This is a genomic window from Rhodoferax sp. LS1P39, from assembly GCF_056521425.1.
In genome coordinates this window covers 118,474-135,024 of sequence record NZ_JBWMAV010000016.1, presented here as the reverse complement: position 1 = coordinate 135,024, position 16,551 = coordinate 118,474, and the positions used below count along the sequence as shown (strand labels likewise).

The window sequence follows — 16,551 nt, the reverse complement described above, 5'->3', positions numbered from 1 at the left end:
TTCTACAACAGCGTGCGGCTGCACTCCAAACTGGGCAACTTGCCACCCAATGCTTTCGAGCAGCAATCGGCAATCAAACAACCTATCGCGGTGTCCGAAAAAACTTGACCAGCACAGTGCCGAGGAGCACAGCTTTGGGCGGATCAGGGCTGGCGTCTGTTTGAGCGCCAGCGAGTTTAGCCAGACCCCGACCAAAGCGAGCACCGCAGGTTCCCGAAGCGCCAGCGGAGGGCGCAGACAGTTGGGGCGCCTTTCTTTTGGTTACTTTTCTTTTGCGCAAAAGAACAAGTGACTGCGCCGCCGGGCGCAACTCCCGGCCGGGGATGCTGGCGGGCAGCCAGAAAACGTCAATCCGCCAATAGGGGTCGGAGCCCAAATGCGGGCCACATGGTGCTCGACCCGCCAGCAGCCTGCGCGCAATTGGGATCCGACCCCCATTGGCTACCGCCCGCGCAGTCGAACCAGTTTGCTTCTCTTTTAATAGTAAAAAACAGGAGCACGTAACGCCGATTTGATGGGCGCTAGCAGGCATTTTGGTATCTGAAAATAAGCTCAAATTTCAAATGTAACAACCCCACCAAGCGGCCCGCATCCTTACGTTCGCAGAGCGGGTAAGCTCAGTAGCATCTGCACGCAGCCCAGCTACGAACGCGTGCGCCTCCCCAGCGCCTTTATCCATTCCCCAACACCCCTATGACCCCCGCCTTGGCCCGCCTCATCGCCGCCCAGATCTGCCTGCACGCCTGCATGACCGGCATACGCCTGGCCGCGCCGCTGCTGGCTCTGCGCGAGGGCTTTAGCGGGTTGGCGGTGGGGCTTTTGCTGGCCTTGTTTGCCCTGACCCAGGTGTTTCTGGCCCTGCCTGCCGGGCGCTACGCCGACCGCCATGGCCTGCGCAAACCGGTGACCATCAGCGTGGCCATGGCGGTGCTGGGCGCGGGACTGGCGGCGGTGTGGCCTATCTACCCGGTGCTTTGCATCAGTGCGCTGCTGACCGGCGGGGCTACCGGGATTGCGGTGATTGCTTTGCAGCGCCATGTGGGCCGCGCGGCCGAAGGTGCGACGCAGCTGAAAACCGTGTTCAGCTGGCTGGCGCTGGGCCCGGCTTTGTCCAACTTCATTGGGCCGTTTGCAGCGGGGTTGATGATCGACCACGCGGGCAGCGTGCCCGCCGATACCTGGGGTTTCCGGGCGGCGTTTGCGCTGATGGCGCTGCTGCCGCTGGCCACCTGGGCGCTGGTGCAGGGCGTGCAGGAGCTGCCCGCCATCCACGCACCCACCGGTGCCGCCAAGCCGCGCGTGCGGGATTTGCTGGCCGATCCCATGCTGCGCCGCCTGTTGCTGGTGAACTGGTTCTTGTCGTCCTGCTGGGATGTGCACACCTTTGTGGTGCCCATCTTGGGCCATGAGCGGGGCCTGAGTGCGTCCACCATCGGCGGCATTCTGGGGGCGTTTGCGATTGCCGCTACCGTGGTGCGCATGGCCATGCCCCTGGTGGCGGCACGGCTGCGCGAGTGGGCGGTGATGGTGGGCGCGATGTGGGTGACGGCGGCACTGTTTGCGCTGTACCCGCTGCTACCGAGTGCGCTGGCCATGGGCGTGTGCTCGGTGTTTCTGGGCCTGGCGCTGGGCTCGGTGCAGCCCATGGTGATGAGCACCTTGCACCAGATCACCCCCGAGCACCGCCACGGCGAAGCGCTAGGCCTGCGGCTGATGACCATCAACGCTTCCAGCGTGGCCATGCCGCTGCTGTTTGGCCTGGCCAGCGCCTATGTGGGCGTGGCCGGGCTGTTTTGGGTGGTGGGGGCGCTGGTGGGCGGTGGCTCTCGCACCGCGTGGGGGCTTAAATCTTATAAAACGCCCGAATAGCGGCCCACGCATCCTCTGGCGTGTCGACGTAGGTGAACAGTTCTACGTCGCCGGGCGAGATCGCGCCTTCTTCGATCAGCAGGTCGAGGTTGAGCAATTTTTGCCAGTAATCGACCCCAAACAGGATGATGGGCACGGCCCGGGCTTTGCCGGTTTGCACCAGGGTCACCACTTCAAACAGCTCGTCCAGCGTGCCAAAGCCGCCGGGGAAGGCCACCAGGGCTTTGGCGCGCATCATGAAATGCATTTTGCGCAGCGCAAAGTAGTGGAACTTGAAATTCAGGCTGGGCGACACGTAGCGGTTGCCGCCTTGCTCGTGGGGCAGGGCGATGCTCAGGCCTACGTTGAGCGCGCCCATTTCGTGGGCACCGCGGTTGGCGGCTTCCATGATGCCGGGGCCACCGCCGGTGCAGATGTAGAGCCGGTCAGAGGCGGGCAGGTTGGCGCTGTAGTTGGCCACCATGCCGGCGAACAGGCGGGCCTGGTCGTAGTAGTGGGCGTTGCGCATGCGGCGCTGGGCGACTTTCAGGGCCTCTGCATCGCCGCTGGTTTGGGCGGCTGCCAGGGCGGGTTGGGCGTCTTCGGGGGCCGGGAAGCGGGCGCTGCCAAACACCACCACGGTGCTTTCAATGCCCTGGGCTTGCTGGGCCAGGTCGGGTTTGAGCATTTCCAGCTGGAAGCGGATGCCCCGGGTTTCGCGGCGCAGCAAAAACTCGGGGTCGGCAAAGGCCAGGCGGTAGGCATCGGTGTCGAGCGGCTGCCCGTTGTTGGCATGGGCTTGCAGGTCGGCCCAGGCCAGGGCGACGTTGCGGTCATTGAGTTTGTCGGTGTTTTCCATACAGAGATTGTGGTCCTAAAACATGACGCTTTTGCGCAGCGGGGCGGTAATTTGCAGGCCGTACGGGCCAAAAAAAAGGCAGCTTGCGGGCGGGGCCGCAAGCTGCCTGGACCGGGGCGTGGTGCTTACGGGCGAACCACCAGGTCGTTGCGCACCGCGGTCACGCCCTTGACGCTGCGGGTGATGGACTCGGCCTGCATCTTTTCAGCGCTGGACTTGGCAAAGCCCGACAGGAGGACGGTGCCCTTCAGGGTTTGCACGCTGATGGCACCGGCGTCGACGGTTTTGTCGGCCACAAAGCGGGCCTTGACCGACGAGGTGATGGCCGAGTCGTCCACGTAAGCGCCCACGGATTCTTGCTGGCGCACCACGGCGCAACCGGTGGCGGCGAGGATGGTGGTACCTGCAATGGCGGCAAAAGCAATGGCACGGATGAATTGCATGGAGAGAGTCCTCGGATAAGTTGTACAGGGACTGCTAAAACGCCGCCTCTCAGGCCAGGGCCGACAGCCGAGGCACTGAAATTGTTACAAATTGCTATAACTGGGGTGGGGCTTGCCGACCAGCGGGTTTCTACCGTAGTAACCACAATGGTCAGGTGGAATTTCCGGAATAAATTAACGATTCCTCGCCCACCTTGATGGGCGGTGATTTACTTAATTCAAAAGGTGTGCTCTATGCAAGCAGATGCTCCGGTGGCCAAAAAGCCGATCTACAAATCCCTCTACGTGCAGGTGCTGTTCGCGGTGGCCGTGGGCATCTTGCTGGGGCACTTCCAGCCCGAGTTGGGCGCGCAGATGAAGCCGCTGGGCGACGGTTTCATCAAGCTGATCAAGATGGTGATTGCACCCATCATTTTCTGTACCGTGGTGGTGGGTATCGCCGGCATGGAAGACATGAAGAAGGTCGGCAAAACCGGCGGTCTGGCGCTGCTGTATTTTGAAATCATGAGCACGCTGGCGCTGATCGTTGGCCTGGTGATGGTCAACCTGGTGCAGCCCGGCGCGGGCATGCACATCGATGCCAGCACGTTGGACACCAAGGGCATTGCGGCCTACACCGCGCCCGGCAAGATGGCCACCACCACCGACTTCTTGCTCAACGTGATTCCCAGCACCGTGGTGGATGCGTTCGCCAAGGGCGAGATCTTGCAGGTGCTGCTGTTTGCGGTGATGTTCGGCTTTGCGCTGCACAAGTTTGGCGGGCGCGGCACCATGGTGTTTGACTTCATCGAGAAGTTCTCGCACGTGATGTTCGACATTGTCGGCATGGTCATGAAGGTCGCCCCCATCGGCGCGTTCGGTGCCATGGCCTTCACCATTGGCAAGTACGGTGTGGATTCGCTGGTGTCGCTGGGCAAGCTCATGGGCACCTTCTATGGTACCTGCCTGATCTTTGTGTTCGTGATTCTGGGCATCGTGTCGCGCATGCACGGCTTCAGCATCGTCAAGTTCATCAAGTACATCAAGGAAGAGCTGCTGATCGTGCTGGGCACCTCGTCCAGCGAGTCGGTGCTGCCCCGCATGATGGAGAAGATGGAAAACGCCGGTGCCAAGAAGTCCGTGGTCGGCCTGGTGATTCCTACCGGCTACTCGTTCAACCTGGACGGCACCTCCATCTACCTGACCATGGCGGCGGTGTTCATCGCCCAGGCCACCGACACCCCCATGACCATCGCCCAGCAGATCACCTTGCTGCTGGTGCTGCTGCTCACCTCCAAGGGCGCAGCCGGTGTCACGGGCAGCGGCTTCATCGTGCTGGCGGCCACCTTGTCGGCCGTGGGCCACGTGCCGGTGGCGGGCCTGGCGCTGATTCTGGGTATTGACCGCTTCATGTCCGAAGCCCGCGCCCTGACCAACCTGGTGGGCAACGGCGTGGCGACCCTGGTGGTGGCCAAGTGGACGGGCGATCTGGATATGAAGCGCCTGGATGCCGCCATGAACAACCAAACCTGGGAAGAGGCCAACGAGCCCGAGGTAATCCTCGACAAGGTGACCTCGCACATGGCGGTTAAATAAGGCATAAAATCGGTCTCTAGCGCTTACGCTATAAGCACAACAAGCTATTAAATAGATAGTATTTCAAAACGCCATCGCAGGCCTGTCTGCGGTGGCGTTTTGCTTTTTGGCGGGTGTTGGGCGGGGCTTATCGCCGTCTGGTTTGGCACCATTTTGGATTTTGCAGAGTCTTACCATTTTTCATACCAGTGCACCACGGGAGTGCGTAATTTCATCCACAAAAATAGGTACATTTGCGGTGGGCTCAAGGAGGCGTAACAGGGCATGCAAAGTACTATGGAATAAGTCCGTTTTACGAAACAATCTGTGCGTTGAATAGGTCTTAAATCCAATATCAGGGAGTAAGCATGAATCTGACGACGACGGTGCGTGGCATTTTTGCTGCGCGAAGCGGGCTGGTGGGCGCGGTAGCTGCGTCACTGCTCACAGGCTGTTTGCCCACGGACTACGCGGCCGCGATCCGCACTACGTCCTACGGTGTGCCGCACATCGTGGCCGACAGCTTCACGGGGGCGGGCTATGGCTATGGCTACGCGTTTGCCCAAAACAACTTTTGCCTGTTTGCCGAAGAGCTGGTGACCCTGCACGGCGAGCGGGCCAAGTACTTCGGCGCTGCCGGTGGCTACCTGGGCCAGATGGGCACAGTGCTCGGCAATGTGGACTCTGATTTCTTCTACAAGCTGGTGCTGGGCTCTGACCAAGCCGCCCGCTTCAAGGCCGGTTCCAGCCGCGCCACCCGCGAGCTGGCCGACGGCTTTGCCACCGGCTACAACCGCTACCTGACCGATACCGGCCTGGCCAAGCTGCCCGTGGCCTGCCGTGGCAAGGCCTGGGTCAAGCCCATGACCGAGGAAGATGCCTACCTGCGCTTCTCGCAAGCCGCCATGACCGGCAGCTCGTTGGGCTTCATCGCGGCCATCGGCAGTGCCACGGCACCCACCGCCGCCGTGGCCAAAGCGGCCACCACCACCACTCTGGCCAAAGCCAAAAAACCGGCTCCGCCGGTGGACTACGCCCAGTCGCCCGCGCTGATGGCCATGCAGACCCTGCGCGACCACACCATTGGCTCCAACGGGGTGGCCCTGGGCCGCAACGCCACCCAGAGCGGCAAGGGCCTGCTGCTGGGTAACCCGCACTTTCCGTGGTGGGGGGCGCTGCGCCTGAACCAGGTGCACATTACCGTGGCCAGCGAGAACTACGACGTGATGGGTGCCACCCTGCTGGGCGTGCCGCTGCCCCTGATCGGCTTTAACGACAAAGTCGCCTGGACGCACACCTTCTCCACCGACAACCGCTTCACCCTGCGCTACCTGGCCATCGACCCCAGCAACCCCACGCGCTACATGAAAGACGGCCAATCCATCGCCATGAAGGCCGTGCCGTTGACCGTGTCGGCAATGTTGGCCGATGGCACCCAGGTCCCCATCCAGCGCACCCTGTACACCACCGAGTACGGCCCCATGCTGAAGGACAGCAGCTTTGCCTGGACCACCGGCAGCGGCTATGCGCTGCAAGATGCCAACGCCGCCAACTTCAAGCTGATCGACCAGGTCATCCTGAATGGCAAATCCACCAGCGTGGACAGCCTGCGCACGGCATTGGCCACCTATAACGCCATGCCCTGGGTCAATACCATGGCCGCCGACAAGGACGGCGATGCCCTGTACGCCAACTACTCGGTAGCGGCCAATGTGGCCGATGCCCAGTTGGCGGCCTGCGTGCCCCCGCCGTTCCAGCCTTTGATGGCCAGCACCGGCGTGGTGGTCATGGCCGGTACCACGGCGGCCTGCGACTGGACCGGCAGCATCCCGGCATCCGGGCGGCCCTGGGTCAAGCGCGCGGACTATGCGCTCAACGCCAACGACAGCCACTGGTGGCCCAGCCTGAACTCCTACCTGGGCGGCTTTGCCAAGATCATCGCCACCGGCCCCAACGCCGAGGCAATTGCGCAAAACAACCGCACCCGTACCGGCCACGCCATGGTGCGCGACCGCCTGAACGGCACCGACGGGCAGGGCGGCTACCGCTTCACCCTGGCCAACCTGCAGCAGCTCTACCTGAAGAGCCGCTTCTTTAAGGCCGAGAAATGGTTGCCAGGCTTTGTCTCGGGTTGCCTGGCCAGCGGCAGCGGTGCCACCCCGGCAGCCCAGGATGCCTGCGCCGTGCTGCAAGCCTGGAGCACCGCCCATACCCCGTCCGCACAGGGCGTGGTGCTGTTTGACGAGTTCTATGCGGCCCTGGGTGACCTCAACGATGCATCGTGGTGGAGCGTGCCGTTCAACCCCGCCGATCCGCAGGAAACCCCGCGTGGCACCGCCAACCTGGCCGCCGCCATGGCGCAGCTGGAAACTTTGGTGGCCAGTACCCAGTTTGATGATCCCATCAAGCGGCGTGCCCGCACCCAGGATGTGCAGCTGCTGCAACGTGCCGAAGGCGTGTTGGCTATTCCGGGTGGCCGCTCTACGTTCAACAACTGGGCGGGCGTACGCACCCAGGTGGCCCCGGGCCAGTTCATCTACACCGCCGACCCCGCCACCAACGCCGGTGCCTATGGCAATAGCTACATCCAGTTTGTCACCTGGGACAACGCCGGGCCGGTGGCCGAAGGCATCCTGACCTACAGCCAGTCGTCCGACCCGACCAGCGCGCACTTCAGCGACCAGACCCGCAAGTACGCCGCGGGCGAGTGGGTCAAACTGCCTTACACCGACAAGCAGATCAAGGCCGACCCCAACTACACCGAGCGGGTGCTGTTTGAGCAGCCTATTGTTAAAAAGTAATAGCAGTAAGCGCAGGTGAAATAAGCGCTGGCCGCCTATTTCACCTTGTTTTTGATCGCCAGGGCTGCCTGCTGCACCAGGGCAGGGCCCTGGTAGATCAGCCCGGTGTAGATCTGCACCACGTCGGCCCCGGCGGCTATCTTGGCCACCGCGTCGGCCGCGCTCAGGATGCCGCCCACACCGATGATGGGAAATGCCGGGCCCAGGGCGCTGCGCAGCTGGCGGATCACGCGGTTGCTGGCCTCCAGCACCGGCGCGCCGCTCAGGCCACCGGCTTCTTCACCATGCGCCATGCCTTTGACCGCATCCCGCGCTAGCGTGGTGTTGGTGGCAATCACGCCGTCCATGCCGTGGCGCACCAGGGTAGCGGCGATCACGGCGACCTGGGCTTCGTCCAGATCGGGCGCAATCTTCACAAAAATCGGCACCCGCTTGCCATGCTGCTGGGCCAGCGCGGCGCGGCGGGCGGCCACCGCCCCCAGCAGGCCGTCCAGCGCTTCGTCGCTTTGCAGGGCGCGCAGGTTCTTTGTGTTGGGGCTGGAGATGTTCACCGTCACGTAGTCCGCATGCGGGTACACCCCGTCCAGCGCCAGCAGGTAGTCGTCGGTGGCGCGCTCGATGGGGGTGGCGGCGTTTTTGCCGATGTTCAGGCCCAGCAACATCGGCTGGCCACCCTTGCGGCGGAACTGGGCGCGCTGCACATTGGCCACAAAGGCCGCCAGCCCGCCGTTGTTGAAACCCAGGCGGTTGATCAAGGCATTGGCCTGCGGCAGGCGGAACATGCGCGGCTGCGGGTTGCCGGGCTGGGCCAGCGGCGTGACCGTGCCCACTTCCACAAAACCAAAGCCCATGGCCCCCAGGCCGTCGATGCAGCGGGCGTTTTTGTCCAGCCCCGCCGCCAGGCCCACCCGGTTGGGAAACTGCAGGCCGGCCAGGGTGACGGGGTCGCTGACCCGGGTTTGGCGGTACAGGCATTCCAGCGGCGTGCCCTGGGTGCGGGCGATGGCGTTCAGCGTCAGGTCGTGGGCGGCCTCCGGGTCCATGCCAAACAAAAAGGGGCGGGTCAGGGCGTAGGGGATCAGGGGCATTGGATAATTCAAAGGTAAGCGATTGTGAAAACTCACTGTAACAACACACCCCAGCTTCAGGCTGAACGGGCGCTGCCAGAGATACCGTGGAACCGGCTTTGCCGGGCCACTGGTATCGCCCCCTGCAAGGGGGGTTGGAGTAGCGCAGCGAAGCCTGGGGGTGAGCCAACAAACTAACCCCGGATTTTCCCAGATGACCAACCTCATTCCTGCTTTGACCCAAGACGAACTCAAAACCCTGGTCGGCCACGCCGCGCTGCGCTACGTGGTGCCCGGCGAAATCGTCGGCGTGGGCACTGGCTCCACCGTCAACAAGTTCATCGACGCGCTGGCCACCATCAAGGACCAGGTCAAGGGGGCGGTGTCCAGCTCCGAGGCCAGCACCGCGCGGTTGCTGGCGCTGGGCATTGCCGTATTTGATGCCAACGACGTGGGCGAGCTGGCGGTGTACATCGACGGCGCGGACGAGATCGACCACCAGGGCCACATGGTCAAGGGCGGTGGCGCAGCGCTGACCCGCGAGAAGATTGTGGCCGCCCAGTCGCGCCAGTTTGTCTGCATTGCCGACGAGAGCAAGCTGGTGCAGGCCCTGGGCCAGTTTCCGCTGCCGGTGGAGGTGATCCCCATGGCCACCCAGCGTGTCCAACGCCTGTTTGCAGCGATGGGCGGCACGGCCACCCTGCGCCTGAAAGACGGCCAGCCCCTGGTGACCGACAACGGCCAGCACATTCTGGATGTCACCGGCCTGCAGGTTACCGACCCGCTGGCCTTCGAGTCGCAGGTCAACCAGTGGCCCGGCGTGGTCTGTGTGGGCGTGTTCGCCCACCAGAAGGCCAGCGTCTGCCTGCTGGGCACAGCCCAGGGTGTGAAGACTTTGGAGTTTTAAGTAAAAAGAGCTGCTCACGCTTATGGATTAAGCGTGAGCAGCTCTATATTTAATAGCAATACCTGGTAGCCTAAAACTGGATACCGGTCGGGTTGTTGCTGGTGTCGATGGGCTGGGGTTGCGCCGGGGCCGCCGCCGGAGCGGGTGCCCGCGCCGGTTCTGCCGCCTTGGCAGCCACCAGGGGACGGGGCGCAGGCGGCTGGTAGCTGGCCGGTAGCACCGAGGTCTTGGGGTAGGCGGCGGCATCTAGGTACTGCACCCATTCCAGGTCCGAGAAGCCCTTGAGCTGCTGGCTGCCGATAGTGCCAAAGGGCAGGGTGGTGTCGCCGCTGATGCGTTTGAGGGCTTCGCCGTCTTCGTTGGTGTTGACGGTGCGCTCGGTGAACGGCACGCCGCGCGAGACCAGCAGGTTGCGGGCGCTGGCGCAGGGACCGCAACTGGCGCTGGTGTAGAGCGTGACCGGGTAGCGCTGCACCACTTCCTTCAGCTCGAACGGCAGCGATGCGCTCGCCGCACTGCCGCCGCCGGGGGCCGCCGTGGTCACCTTGGCCTTGCTGCTGGGCGGCGGCGGCTGGTCGGAGAACGACACCTTGCCGTCCGGCCCGACGATGCGGTAGACGGTTTGCGCCGAGGCGCTGGTGGCCAAGGCCGCACAGGCCAGAACGAGGGTGAGGGTGCGCATCAAAGTCTCCTGATCAGGCTTCAGCCATGCCCTGGTGGCGCAGCAATGCATCCAGCGTGGGTTCGCGGCCCCGGAAGGCCTTGAACGACTCCATCGCCGGGCGGCTGCCACCGGCTTCCAGAATCGACTCGCGGTATTTGCGGCCCGTCTCAATACTCGGCAGGCCGTCGGCACCGGCGGTCTCTTCGAACGCGGCGTAGGCATCGGCGCTGAGCACCTCGGCCCATTTGTAGCTGTAGTACCCGGCGGCGTAACCGCCCGCGAAGATGTGGCTGAAGGTGTGCACGGTGCGGCTGAAGGCCGGGGCCTGCAGCACGGCCACCTCGTCGCGCACCTGGCGCAGCAACGGCATGAAGTCTTGCGACGGGTCGTGCTCGGTGTGCAGCAGCATGTCGAACAGCGAAAACTCGATCTGGCGCAGGGTTTGCAGGCCGCTCTGGAAGTTTTTGGCCTCGGTCATTTTGTCGAACAGGGCGCGGGGCAGGGCTTCACCGGTCACCACGTGGGCGGTCATGTGCTTGAGCACATCCCACTCCCAGCAGAAGTTTTCCATGAACTGGCTGGGCAGCTCCACCGCGTCCCATTCCACGCCGCTGATGCCCGACACATCACGCTCGTTCACCTGGGTCAGCATGTGGTGCAGGCCGTGGCCGAACTCATGGAACAGGGTGGTCACGTCGTCGTGGGTGAGCAGCGGCGGCTGGCCGTCCACACCGTCGGCAAAGTTGCACACCAGGTGGGCTACCGGGGTTTGCAGCTGGCCGGTGTCGGGGCGCAGCCAGCGGGCGCGCACGTCGTCCATCCAGGCACCGCCGCGCTTGCCGGTGCGGGCCGGTTGGTCGAGGTAGAACTGGCCTACGAGCTGACCGCCGCGTTCGATGCGGTAGAACTCGACGGACGGATGCCACACGGGCGCGCTGTCTTTGCGGATGGCCACTTCAAACAGGGTTTCGATGATCTTGAACAGGCCGCCCAACACCTTGGGCGCGGTGAAGTACTGCTTCACCTCTTGCTCGCTGAAGGCGTAGCGCGCTTCCTTGAGCTTTTCGCCGATGAAGGACCAGTCCCAGGGCTGCGGGTCGGCCAGGGCCAGGTGCTCTGCGGCAAAGGCGCGCAGGTCGGCCACGTCTTTCAGGGCGTAGGGCTTGGCGCGCACGGCCAGGTCGCGCAGGAAACGGGTCACTTCCAGGGGCGATTTCGCCATCTTGGGCACCACCGAGACTTCGCCAAAGTTGGCGTAGCCCAGTAACTGGGCTTCTTCCAGCCGCAGCGCCAGGATCTCGGCAATGATGGCCGAGTTGTCGAACTGGGTGGCGTCGCCCTCGGCCTGGTCGGACGCGCGGGTCACGTAGGCGCGGTACAGGCGCTCGCGCAGCGTGCTGCTGGTGGCGAACTGCATCACCGGCAGGTAGCAGGGCATCTTCAGGGTCAGCTTATAGCCGTCTTTGCCTTCGGCCTTGGCCGCGGCCAGCGCGGTTTGCTGCACGTCGGCGGGCACGCCATCCAGCTCATCCGCTGTGGCGTAGTAGGCAAAGGCATCGGTGGCATCCAGCGCGTTTTCGCTGAACTTCTGGCTGATCTCGGCCTGGCGCTCCTGGATGCGGGCGAAGCGCTCTTTGGCAGCACCCACCAGGTCGGCACCGCTGAGCACGAAGTTGCGCATGGCGTTGGTGTGGGCCTGGCGTTGCTCGGGGTTCAGGCTGGCGGTGTCCACGGCCTTGTACTTGGCGTACAGGCGCTCGTCGGCACCCAGGCGGGTCCAGAACTCGGTGACGCGGGGCAGGGCCTCGTTGTAGGCCGCGCGCAGGGCCGGGGTGTCGGCCACGCTGTTGAGGTGGCTTACCGCGCCCCAGGCACGGCCCAGCTGCTCGGCGCTCACGTCCAGGGCCTTGGAGATGGCCGTCCACTGCGCGGGGAAGTCGGGCTGGGTGACGGTTTCCAGCGCGGCATTGGCCTGGGCCAGCAGGCTGTTCATCGCGGGGCCTACGTGTTCCGGTTGGATTTGGTCAAACAGCGGCAGATCAGAAAAGTCGAGCAGTGGATTGGTCATGGTGGGCATGTGGCGGTGGGCTCGTAGGATTCAAGTGGCAACAGATCGTTCCGCAGCTTCCAGCGTGTTGACCAGCAGCATGGTGATGGTCATGGGGCCGACCCCGCCGGGCACCGGGGTGATGTAGCTGGCGACTTGCCGGATGCCGTCAAAGTCTACGTCGCCGCAGAGTTTGCCGTCGGGCGTGCGGTTCATGCCCACATCCAGCACCACGGCACCGGGCTTGACCATGTCGGCGGTGAGCACATTGCGCTTGCCCACGGCGGCCACCACCACGTCGGCCTGCAGGGTGATGGCTTTCAGGTCGGCGGTGGCGCTATGGCATACGGTGACGGTGGCGTTCTTTTGCAGCAGCAGCAAGGCCATGGGCTTGCCGACGATGTTGCTGCGGCCAATCACCACGGCGTGCTTGCCGCGCAGGTCGTAGCCAATGCTTTCCAGCATCTTCATGCAGCCGTAGGGCGTGCAGGGCAGGAAGGCCGAGTTGCCGGTCATCAGCGCACCGGCGCTGGCGATGTGGAAACCGTCCACGTCTTTCAGCGGGGCAATCGCTTCGATGACCTTTTGCGCGTCGATGTGCGCGGGCAGCGGCAGTTGCACCAGGATGCCGTGGATGGCCGGGTCGGCGTTGAGGAACTTGATGCGCTTGAGCAGCTCGGCCTCCGACAGGTCGGCCGGGTACTGCTCCAGCACCGAGTGCAGGCCTGCGTCGGCACAGGCCTTGACCTTGTTGCGCACGTAAACCTGGCTGGCCGGGTTTTCGCCCACCAGCACGACGGCCAGGCCAGGGGTGGTGCCGTGGGCCTTCAGGTTGGCGGCGCGTGCAGCGACATCCAGGCGCAGGGTGCGGGAGAGGGCGATGCCATCGATGAGTTCAGCGGTCATGGGGTTCTAAATATCAAGTAAAAACGCCCGCTGATGCTTATCAAACGGGCGTGAGCAGCTATAAATTTGGTAGCTTCAAGTCTTGGGGGCGATCTGTCCCAGGGCAATCTTCAGCAGGTCGGCCACGGTGTTGGCATTGAGCTTTTCCATGATGTTGGCGCGGTGCGCTTCCACCGTCTTGATGCTGATGCCCAGGTCGTCGGCGATTTGCTTGTTCAGGCGACCGGCAACGATGCGCTCCAGCACCTGGCTTTCGCGCGAGGTCAGCTTGGACAGCAGCGCGCCACGGCTGGCGGCCTGTTGGTGGTCGGTGAAGGCTTCCTTGGCGTGCTCCAGCATGCGCTCGACCAGGCCGACCAGTTCGTCTTCCTTGAACGGCTTCTGGATGAAATCCATGGCGCCTTTTTTCATGGTGTCCACCGCCATGGGCACGTCGCCGTGGCCGGTGATGAAGACGATGGGCAGGGGTGACTTGCGTTCGATCAGGCGGTCTTGCAGCTCCAGGCCGGTCATGCCGCCCATGCGGATGTCGACGATCAAACAGGCCACTTCGCGGGCATCGAAGCGGCTCAAAAAGGACTCGGCTGAGTCGAAGCAGCGGACCCGGTAGTCCTTGCCTTCGAGCAGCCATTGCAGCGAATCGCGGACGGCTTCGTCGTCATCGACCACGTACACAGTACCTTTTTTGGGGATCAAACTCATGCAGTCACTCCGGGGGTTAACGTAAAAGTTCAGGGGTGTTGGCTGGGCCACTCTGTGCACCGTTTTGCGTGACAGAGGATTGCGCCAGCGGCAGCCAGAATGAAAAACGGCACCCTGTGCCTTCGTTTCCATTGTAGAGGTTCTCGGCCTGCATCCGGCCCAGGTGGGACTCGACGATGGTGCGGCACAAATTGAGGCCAATGCCCATGCCTTCGGCCTTGGTGGAGAAGAAGGCTTCGAACAGCCGCTCCTTGACTTCAGGGGCCAGGCCGTTGCCGGTGTCGGCCACCGAAAACTCGATGCCAGCCTTGTCGTTCACCACCTTGGGCACCACCCGCAGCTCGATGTTGCGGTTGGCCGTGGGGCGCTGTGCCAGGTCGATGGCTTCGGCCGCGTTACGCAGCAAATTCACCAGCACCTGCTCGATCAGGATCGGGTCCACCAGCAGCTGGGGCAGGCGGGCGGCCACGTAATGGCTCAGGCGCACATTGCGTCGGCGCAGCTCGATGCCCGCCAGCTCCATGGCCTCGAACACCATGTGTTCCACATCGGACAGGCTGCGGTTGGGTTCGCTGCGTTTCACAAACGACTGGATGCGCTGGATGATCTGGCCCGCACGCTGGGCCTGGCGGGCGGTTTTGTCCAGCGCGGCCAGCAGGTCTTCTTGCGCAATGCCCGGGCCCTTGATGCGCGAGACCATGCCGTTGCAGTAGTTGCTGATGGCGGCCAGCGGCTGGTTTAGCTCGTGGGCCACGCTGGAGGCCATTTCGCCCATGGTGATCAGGCGGCTGGAGCTTTGGGCGCGCTCGGCCTGGGCGGCAGATTGCTCTTCGGCGCGGCGGCGCGGCGTGATGTCGGTGGCAATCACCATCTGCACCAGGCGGGCATCCACCCAGCTCAGGTAGCGGGTGCGTACCTCCAGCCACTTGCCCAGCTCGGGCACAAACACTTCGGTGCTCTCGGATTGGGTGTCGGTCAGGCTGTCGGTGGGCAGGCCGACGAATGCGTCCACGTCGTCGTCCATGGCCTCGTCGCTGGCCACGATGCTGGGCACACCCGCTTCGGCCACCAGCTTTTCATGGCCTTCGGTCTGCACGCCGAACCACAGCCGGTACAGCTTGTTGGCAAACAGCAGCTCGTGGCTGTTGATGGGTGCTACAGAAACAGAAGCATCCAGCGCTTCCAGTACCTTGGTAAAACGCTCATAGGATGCCGACAACTGCTCGCGCACGCGGTTGGGCTCGGTGATGTCGGTCATCGAGGTCATCCAGCCGGTTTGCTTGCCCACCGCGTCGATCAGCGGCGATACATACATGCGGCCATCAAAAATGCTGCCGTCGCGGCGTTTGACCCGCACCTGGAAGCCGCCGGGCGGGGTGCGGCCATTGAGCTCGTCTTCCAGCCGCGCCACCAGAAAGTCGCGGTCCTCCTCGGGCCAGTGCACAAACGGGGCGGTGTGGCCCACCAGGGCCGATTCGCTCCAGCCCGTCATGCGGCAAAACGCGGTATTCACATAGGTGATGCGGCCTTGCATGTCGAGTGCGCGCATACCGGTCAGCATCGAGCTTTCCATGGCGCGGCGGAAATTGGTTTCGGACACCAGGGCCTGCTGGGCCTGCAGGCGGCGGCGGGTGTGCTTCCAGTTGCCGATCAGCATCCAGGCCGTCAGGATGCTCAAGGCCCCCACCAGCCAGAACAGACCGCTGCCGATCACGCCTTGCGAGGTGCGGTAGGCCTGGGCCCGCAGCACCAGGCCATTGCCCACCGGCGACACCGGCACTTCATAAGGCTCCGACTGGCTGGACCAGGGCAGCAACCGGGCCCCCACCGTGTGGGTGGGCGCGGCATTGCCTGCCAGCACCTGGCCGTTGCCGTTGAGCAAGGCCACCGCGTACTTGGCCAGCACCTCGGCGGGCACGCCGTAACGCAGCAGGCTTTCGTTGGAGTATTCGGCCAGCAACACGCCCGCAAAGTGGCCCCGGTCGGACAGCGGAATGTGCAGTTGCAGCAGCGGCACGCTGTCGGGTGTGCTGGCGGGCTGGGCGTACACCGGCTGCTGCAGGTCGCGCGCCAGGCTGAAGGTGCTTTCGGTGTCGCCACCGGGGCGCAGCAGGGTGTCTACCGTGCGCAACTGGGGCGTGGGCAGGCTGGGCGCAGCGTAGCTGGCCTTGATGCGGCGGCGCTCGTCGATCCAGCTGACGGACTGCAGGTCGGGGTGCTGCGCTACCAGCGACTCGGCGCGGCTGATGAACTCTTCGGTGTCCACCTCTTCGTTGGAGATGTCGCGGCCAATACGCATCAGCTGCTCCTGGCGCTCCAGCAGGCGCAGGCGGATCTGCTGTTGGGTGTACTCCACATCGCGCTTCACTGCTTCTTGTTCGCGGTCGATTTCTTCCAGCCGCAAATACATGAAGGCCGAGCCGATGGCAGCCAGAAACATCAGCACCGCAATCAGCGGCGCCAGCATGGCAAAACGGTCTTGCCGGTGCGGCGTTTGGCGGCCCCACCAACGCTTCCACCAGCGCGTGGGAGCCAGCGCTGCGGGCATTTGAGGAGGGGATGGTGGACGCTGTGGCATACCTGAAGTGTAGGTGAGTGTTCGCTTAGGCCCCAAAGGCCCAAAAAACCATGCGTGTTTTTACGCAGATTTAAGCGCTTTTAAACCACATTGTGAAATCAATATCCATATATTGAAAATTACAAACTTTTGTGCAAAAATAGGTATGCCGCCTTAAAAAGCCGTGCCAAACCGC

General features: G+C 63.5%; 12 protein-coding genes. 4 read left to right on the top strand and 8 right to left on the bottom strand.

The features are described from left to right. Window positions 1–693 precede the first annotated feature (693 nt). Window positions 694–1,869: an MFS transporter gene (locus AC097O_RS21050; protein WP_479594851.1), complete on the top strand. Its 1,176-nt coding sequence runs from the start codon at window positions 694–696 to the stop codon at window positions 1,867–1,869. Here the strand turns inward: AC097O_RS21050 and AC097O_RS21045 are convergent. Next, entirely contained in the window at window positions 1,844–2,707 is an 864-nt protein-coding gene (locus tag AC097O_RS21045) for an LOG family protein (protein ID WP_479594849.1), read from the bottom strand. The genes AC097O_RS21050 and AC097O_RS21045 overlap by 26 nt on opposite strands. A 125-nt stretch (window positions 2,708–2,832) precedes the next feature. Then, window positions 2,833–3,150 (bottom strand): BON domain-containing protein, encoded by a 318-nt coding sequence (locus tag AC097O_RS21040; protein WP_479594846.1) that lies wholly within the window; start codon window positions 3,148–3,150, stop codon window positions 2,833–2,835. Window positions 3,151–3,384: 234 nt separating this feature from the next. Here AC097O_RS21040 and AC097O_RS21035 point away from each other — a divergent pair, with 234 nt between their 5' ends. Both AC097O_RS21035 and AC097O_RS21030 read left to right on the top strand, forming a co-directional pair. Continuing rightward, window positions 3,385–4,725, top strand: a complete 1,341-nt coding sequence (locus tag AC097O_RS21035; RefSeq protein WP_479594844.1) for a dicarboxylate/amino acid:cation symporter — start codon at window positions 3,385–3,387, stop codon at window positions 4,723–4,725. 347 nt (window positions 4,726–5,072) lie between these two features. Then, the gene (locus AC097O_RS21030; RefSeq protein WP_479594842.1) at window positions 5,073–7,505 is read left to right on the top strand and encodes a penicillin acylase family protein; all 2,433 of its coding nucleotides are present in this window, start codon (window positions 5,073–5,075) and stop codon (window positions 7,503–7,505) included. A gap of 35 nt (window positions 7,506–7,540) precedes the next feature. Here the strand turns inward: AC097O_RS21030 and AC097O_RS21025 are convergent, their stop codons facing one another. Then, the gene (locus AC097O_RS21025; RefSeq protein WP_479594840.1) at window positions 7,541–8,593 is read right to left on the bottom strand and encodes a quinone-dependent dihydroorotate dehydrogenase; all 1,053 of its coding nucleotides are present in this window, start codon (window positions 8,591–8,593) and stop codon (window positions 7,541–7,543) included. Window positions 8,594–8,786: 193 nt separating this feature from the next. Between AC097O_RS21025 and rpiA the strand changes: the two genes are divergently transcribed. Continuing rightward, window positions 8,787–9,479, top strand: coding sequence for a ribose-5-phosphate isomerase RpiA (gene rpiA / locus AC097O_RS21020; protein ID WP_479594838.1), 693 nt, complete (start codon window positions 8,787–8,789; stop codon window positions 9,477–9,479). Between the two features lie 70 nt (window positions 9,480–9,549). Here the strand turns inward: rpiA and AC097O_RS21015 are convergent, their stop codons facing one another. The 5 genes from AC097O_RS21015 to AC097O_RS20995 all read right to left on the bottom strand — a co-directional run bounded on the left by AC097O_RS21015 (window position 9,550) and on the right by AC097O_RS20995 (window position 16,346). Continuing rightward, entirely contained in the window at window positions 9,550–10,161 is a 612-nt protein-coding gene (locus tag AC097O_RS21015; protein WP_479594836.1) for a DUF4124 domain-containing protein, read from the bottom strand. A 13-nt stretch (window positions 10,162–10,174) separates the two neighbouring features. Beyond that, the gene (locus AC097O_RS21010; RefSeq protein ID WP_479594834.1) at window positions 10,175–12,211 is read right to left on the bottom strand and encodes a M3 family metallopeptidase; all 2,037 of its coding nucleotides are present in this window, start codon (window positions 12,209–12,211) and stop codon (window positions 10,175–10,177) included. A gap of 30 nt (window positions 12,212–12,241) precedes the next feature. Beyond that, window positions 12,242–13,096, bottom strand: coding sequence for a bifunctional methylenetetrahydrofolate dehydrogenase/methenyltetrahydrofolate cyclohydrolase FolD (gene folD, locus AC097O_RS21005; protein WP_479594832.1), 855 nt, complete (start codon window positions 13,094–13,096; stop codon window positions 12,242–12,244). 75 nt (window positions 13,097–13,171) lie between these two features. Further along, window positions 13,172–13,798: a response regulator transcription factor gene (locus tag AC097O_RS21000; RefSeq protein WP_295950912.1), complete on the bottom strand. Its 627-nt coding sequence runs from the start codon at window positions 13,796–13,798 to the stop codon at window positions 13,172–13,174. 16 nt (window positions 13,799–13,814) lie between these two features. Further along, window positions 13,815–16,346, bottom strand: a complete 2,532-nt coding sequence (locus AC097O_RS20995; RefSeq protein ID WP_479594830.1) for a PAS domain-containing sensor histidine kinase — start codon at window positions 16,344–16,346, stop codon at window positions 13,815–13,817. Between the last annotated feature and the right edge of the window lie 205 nt (window positions 16,347–16,551).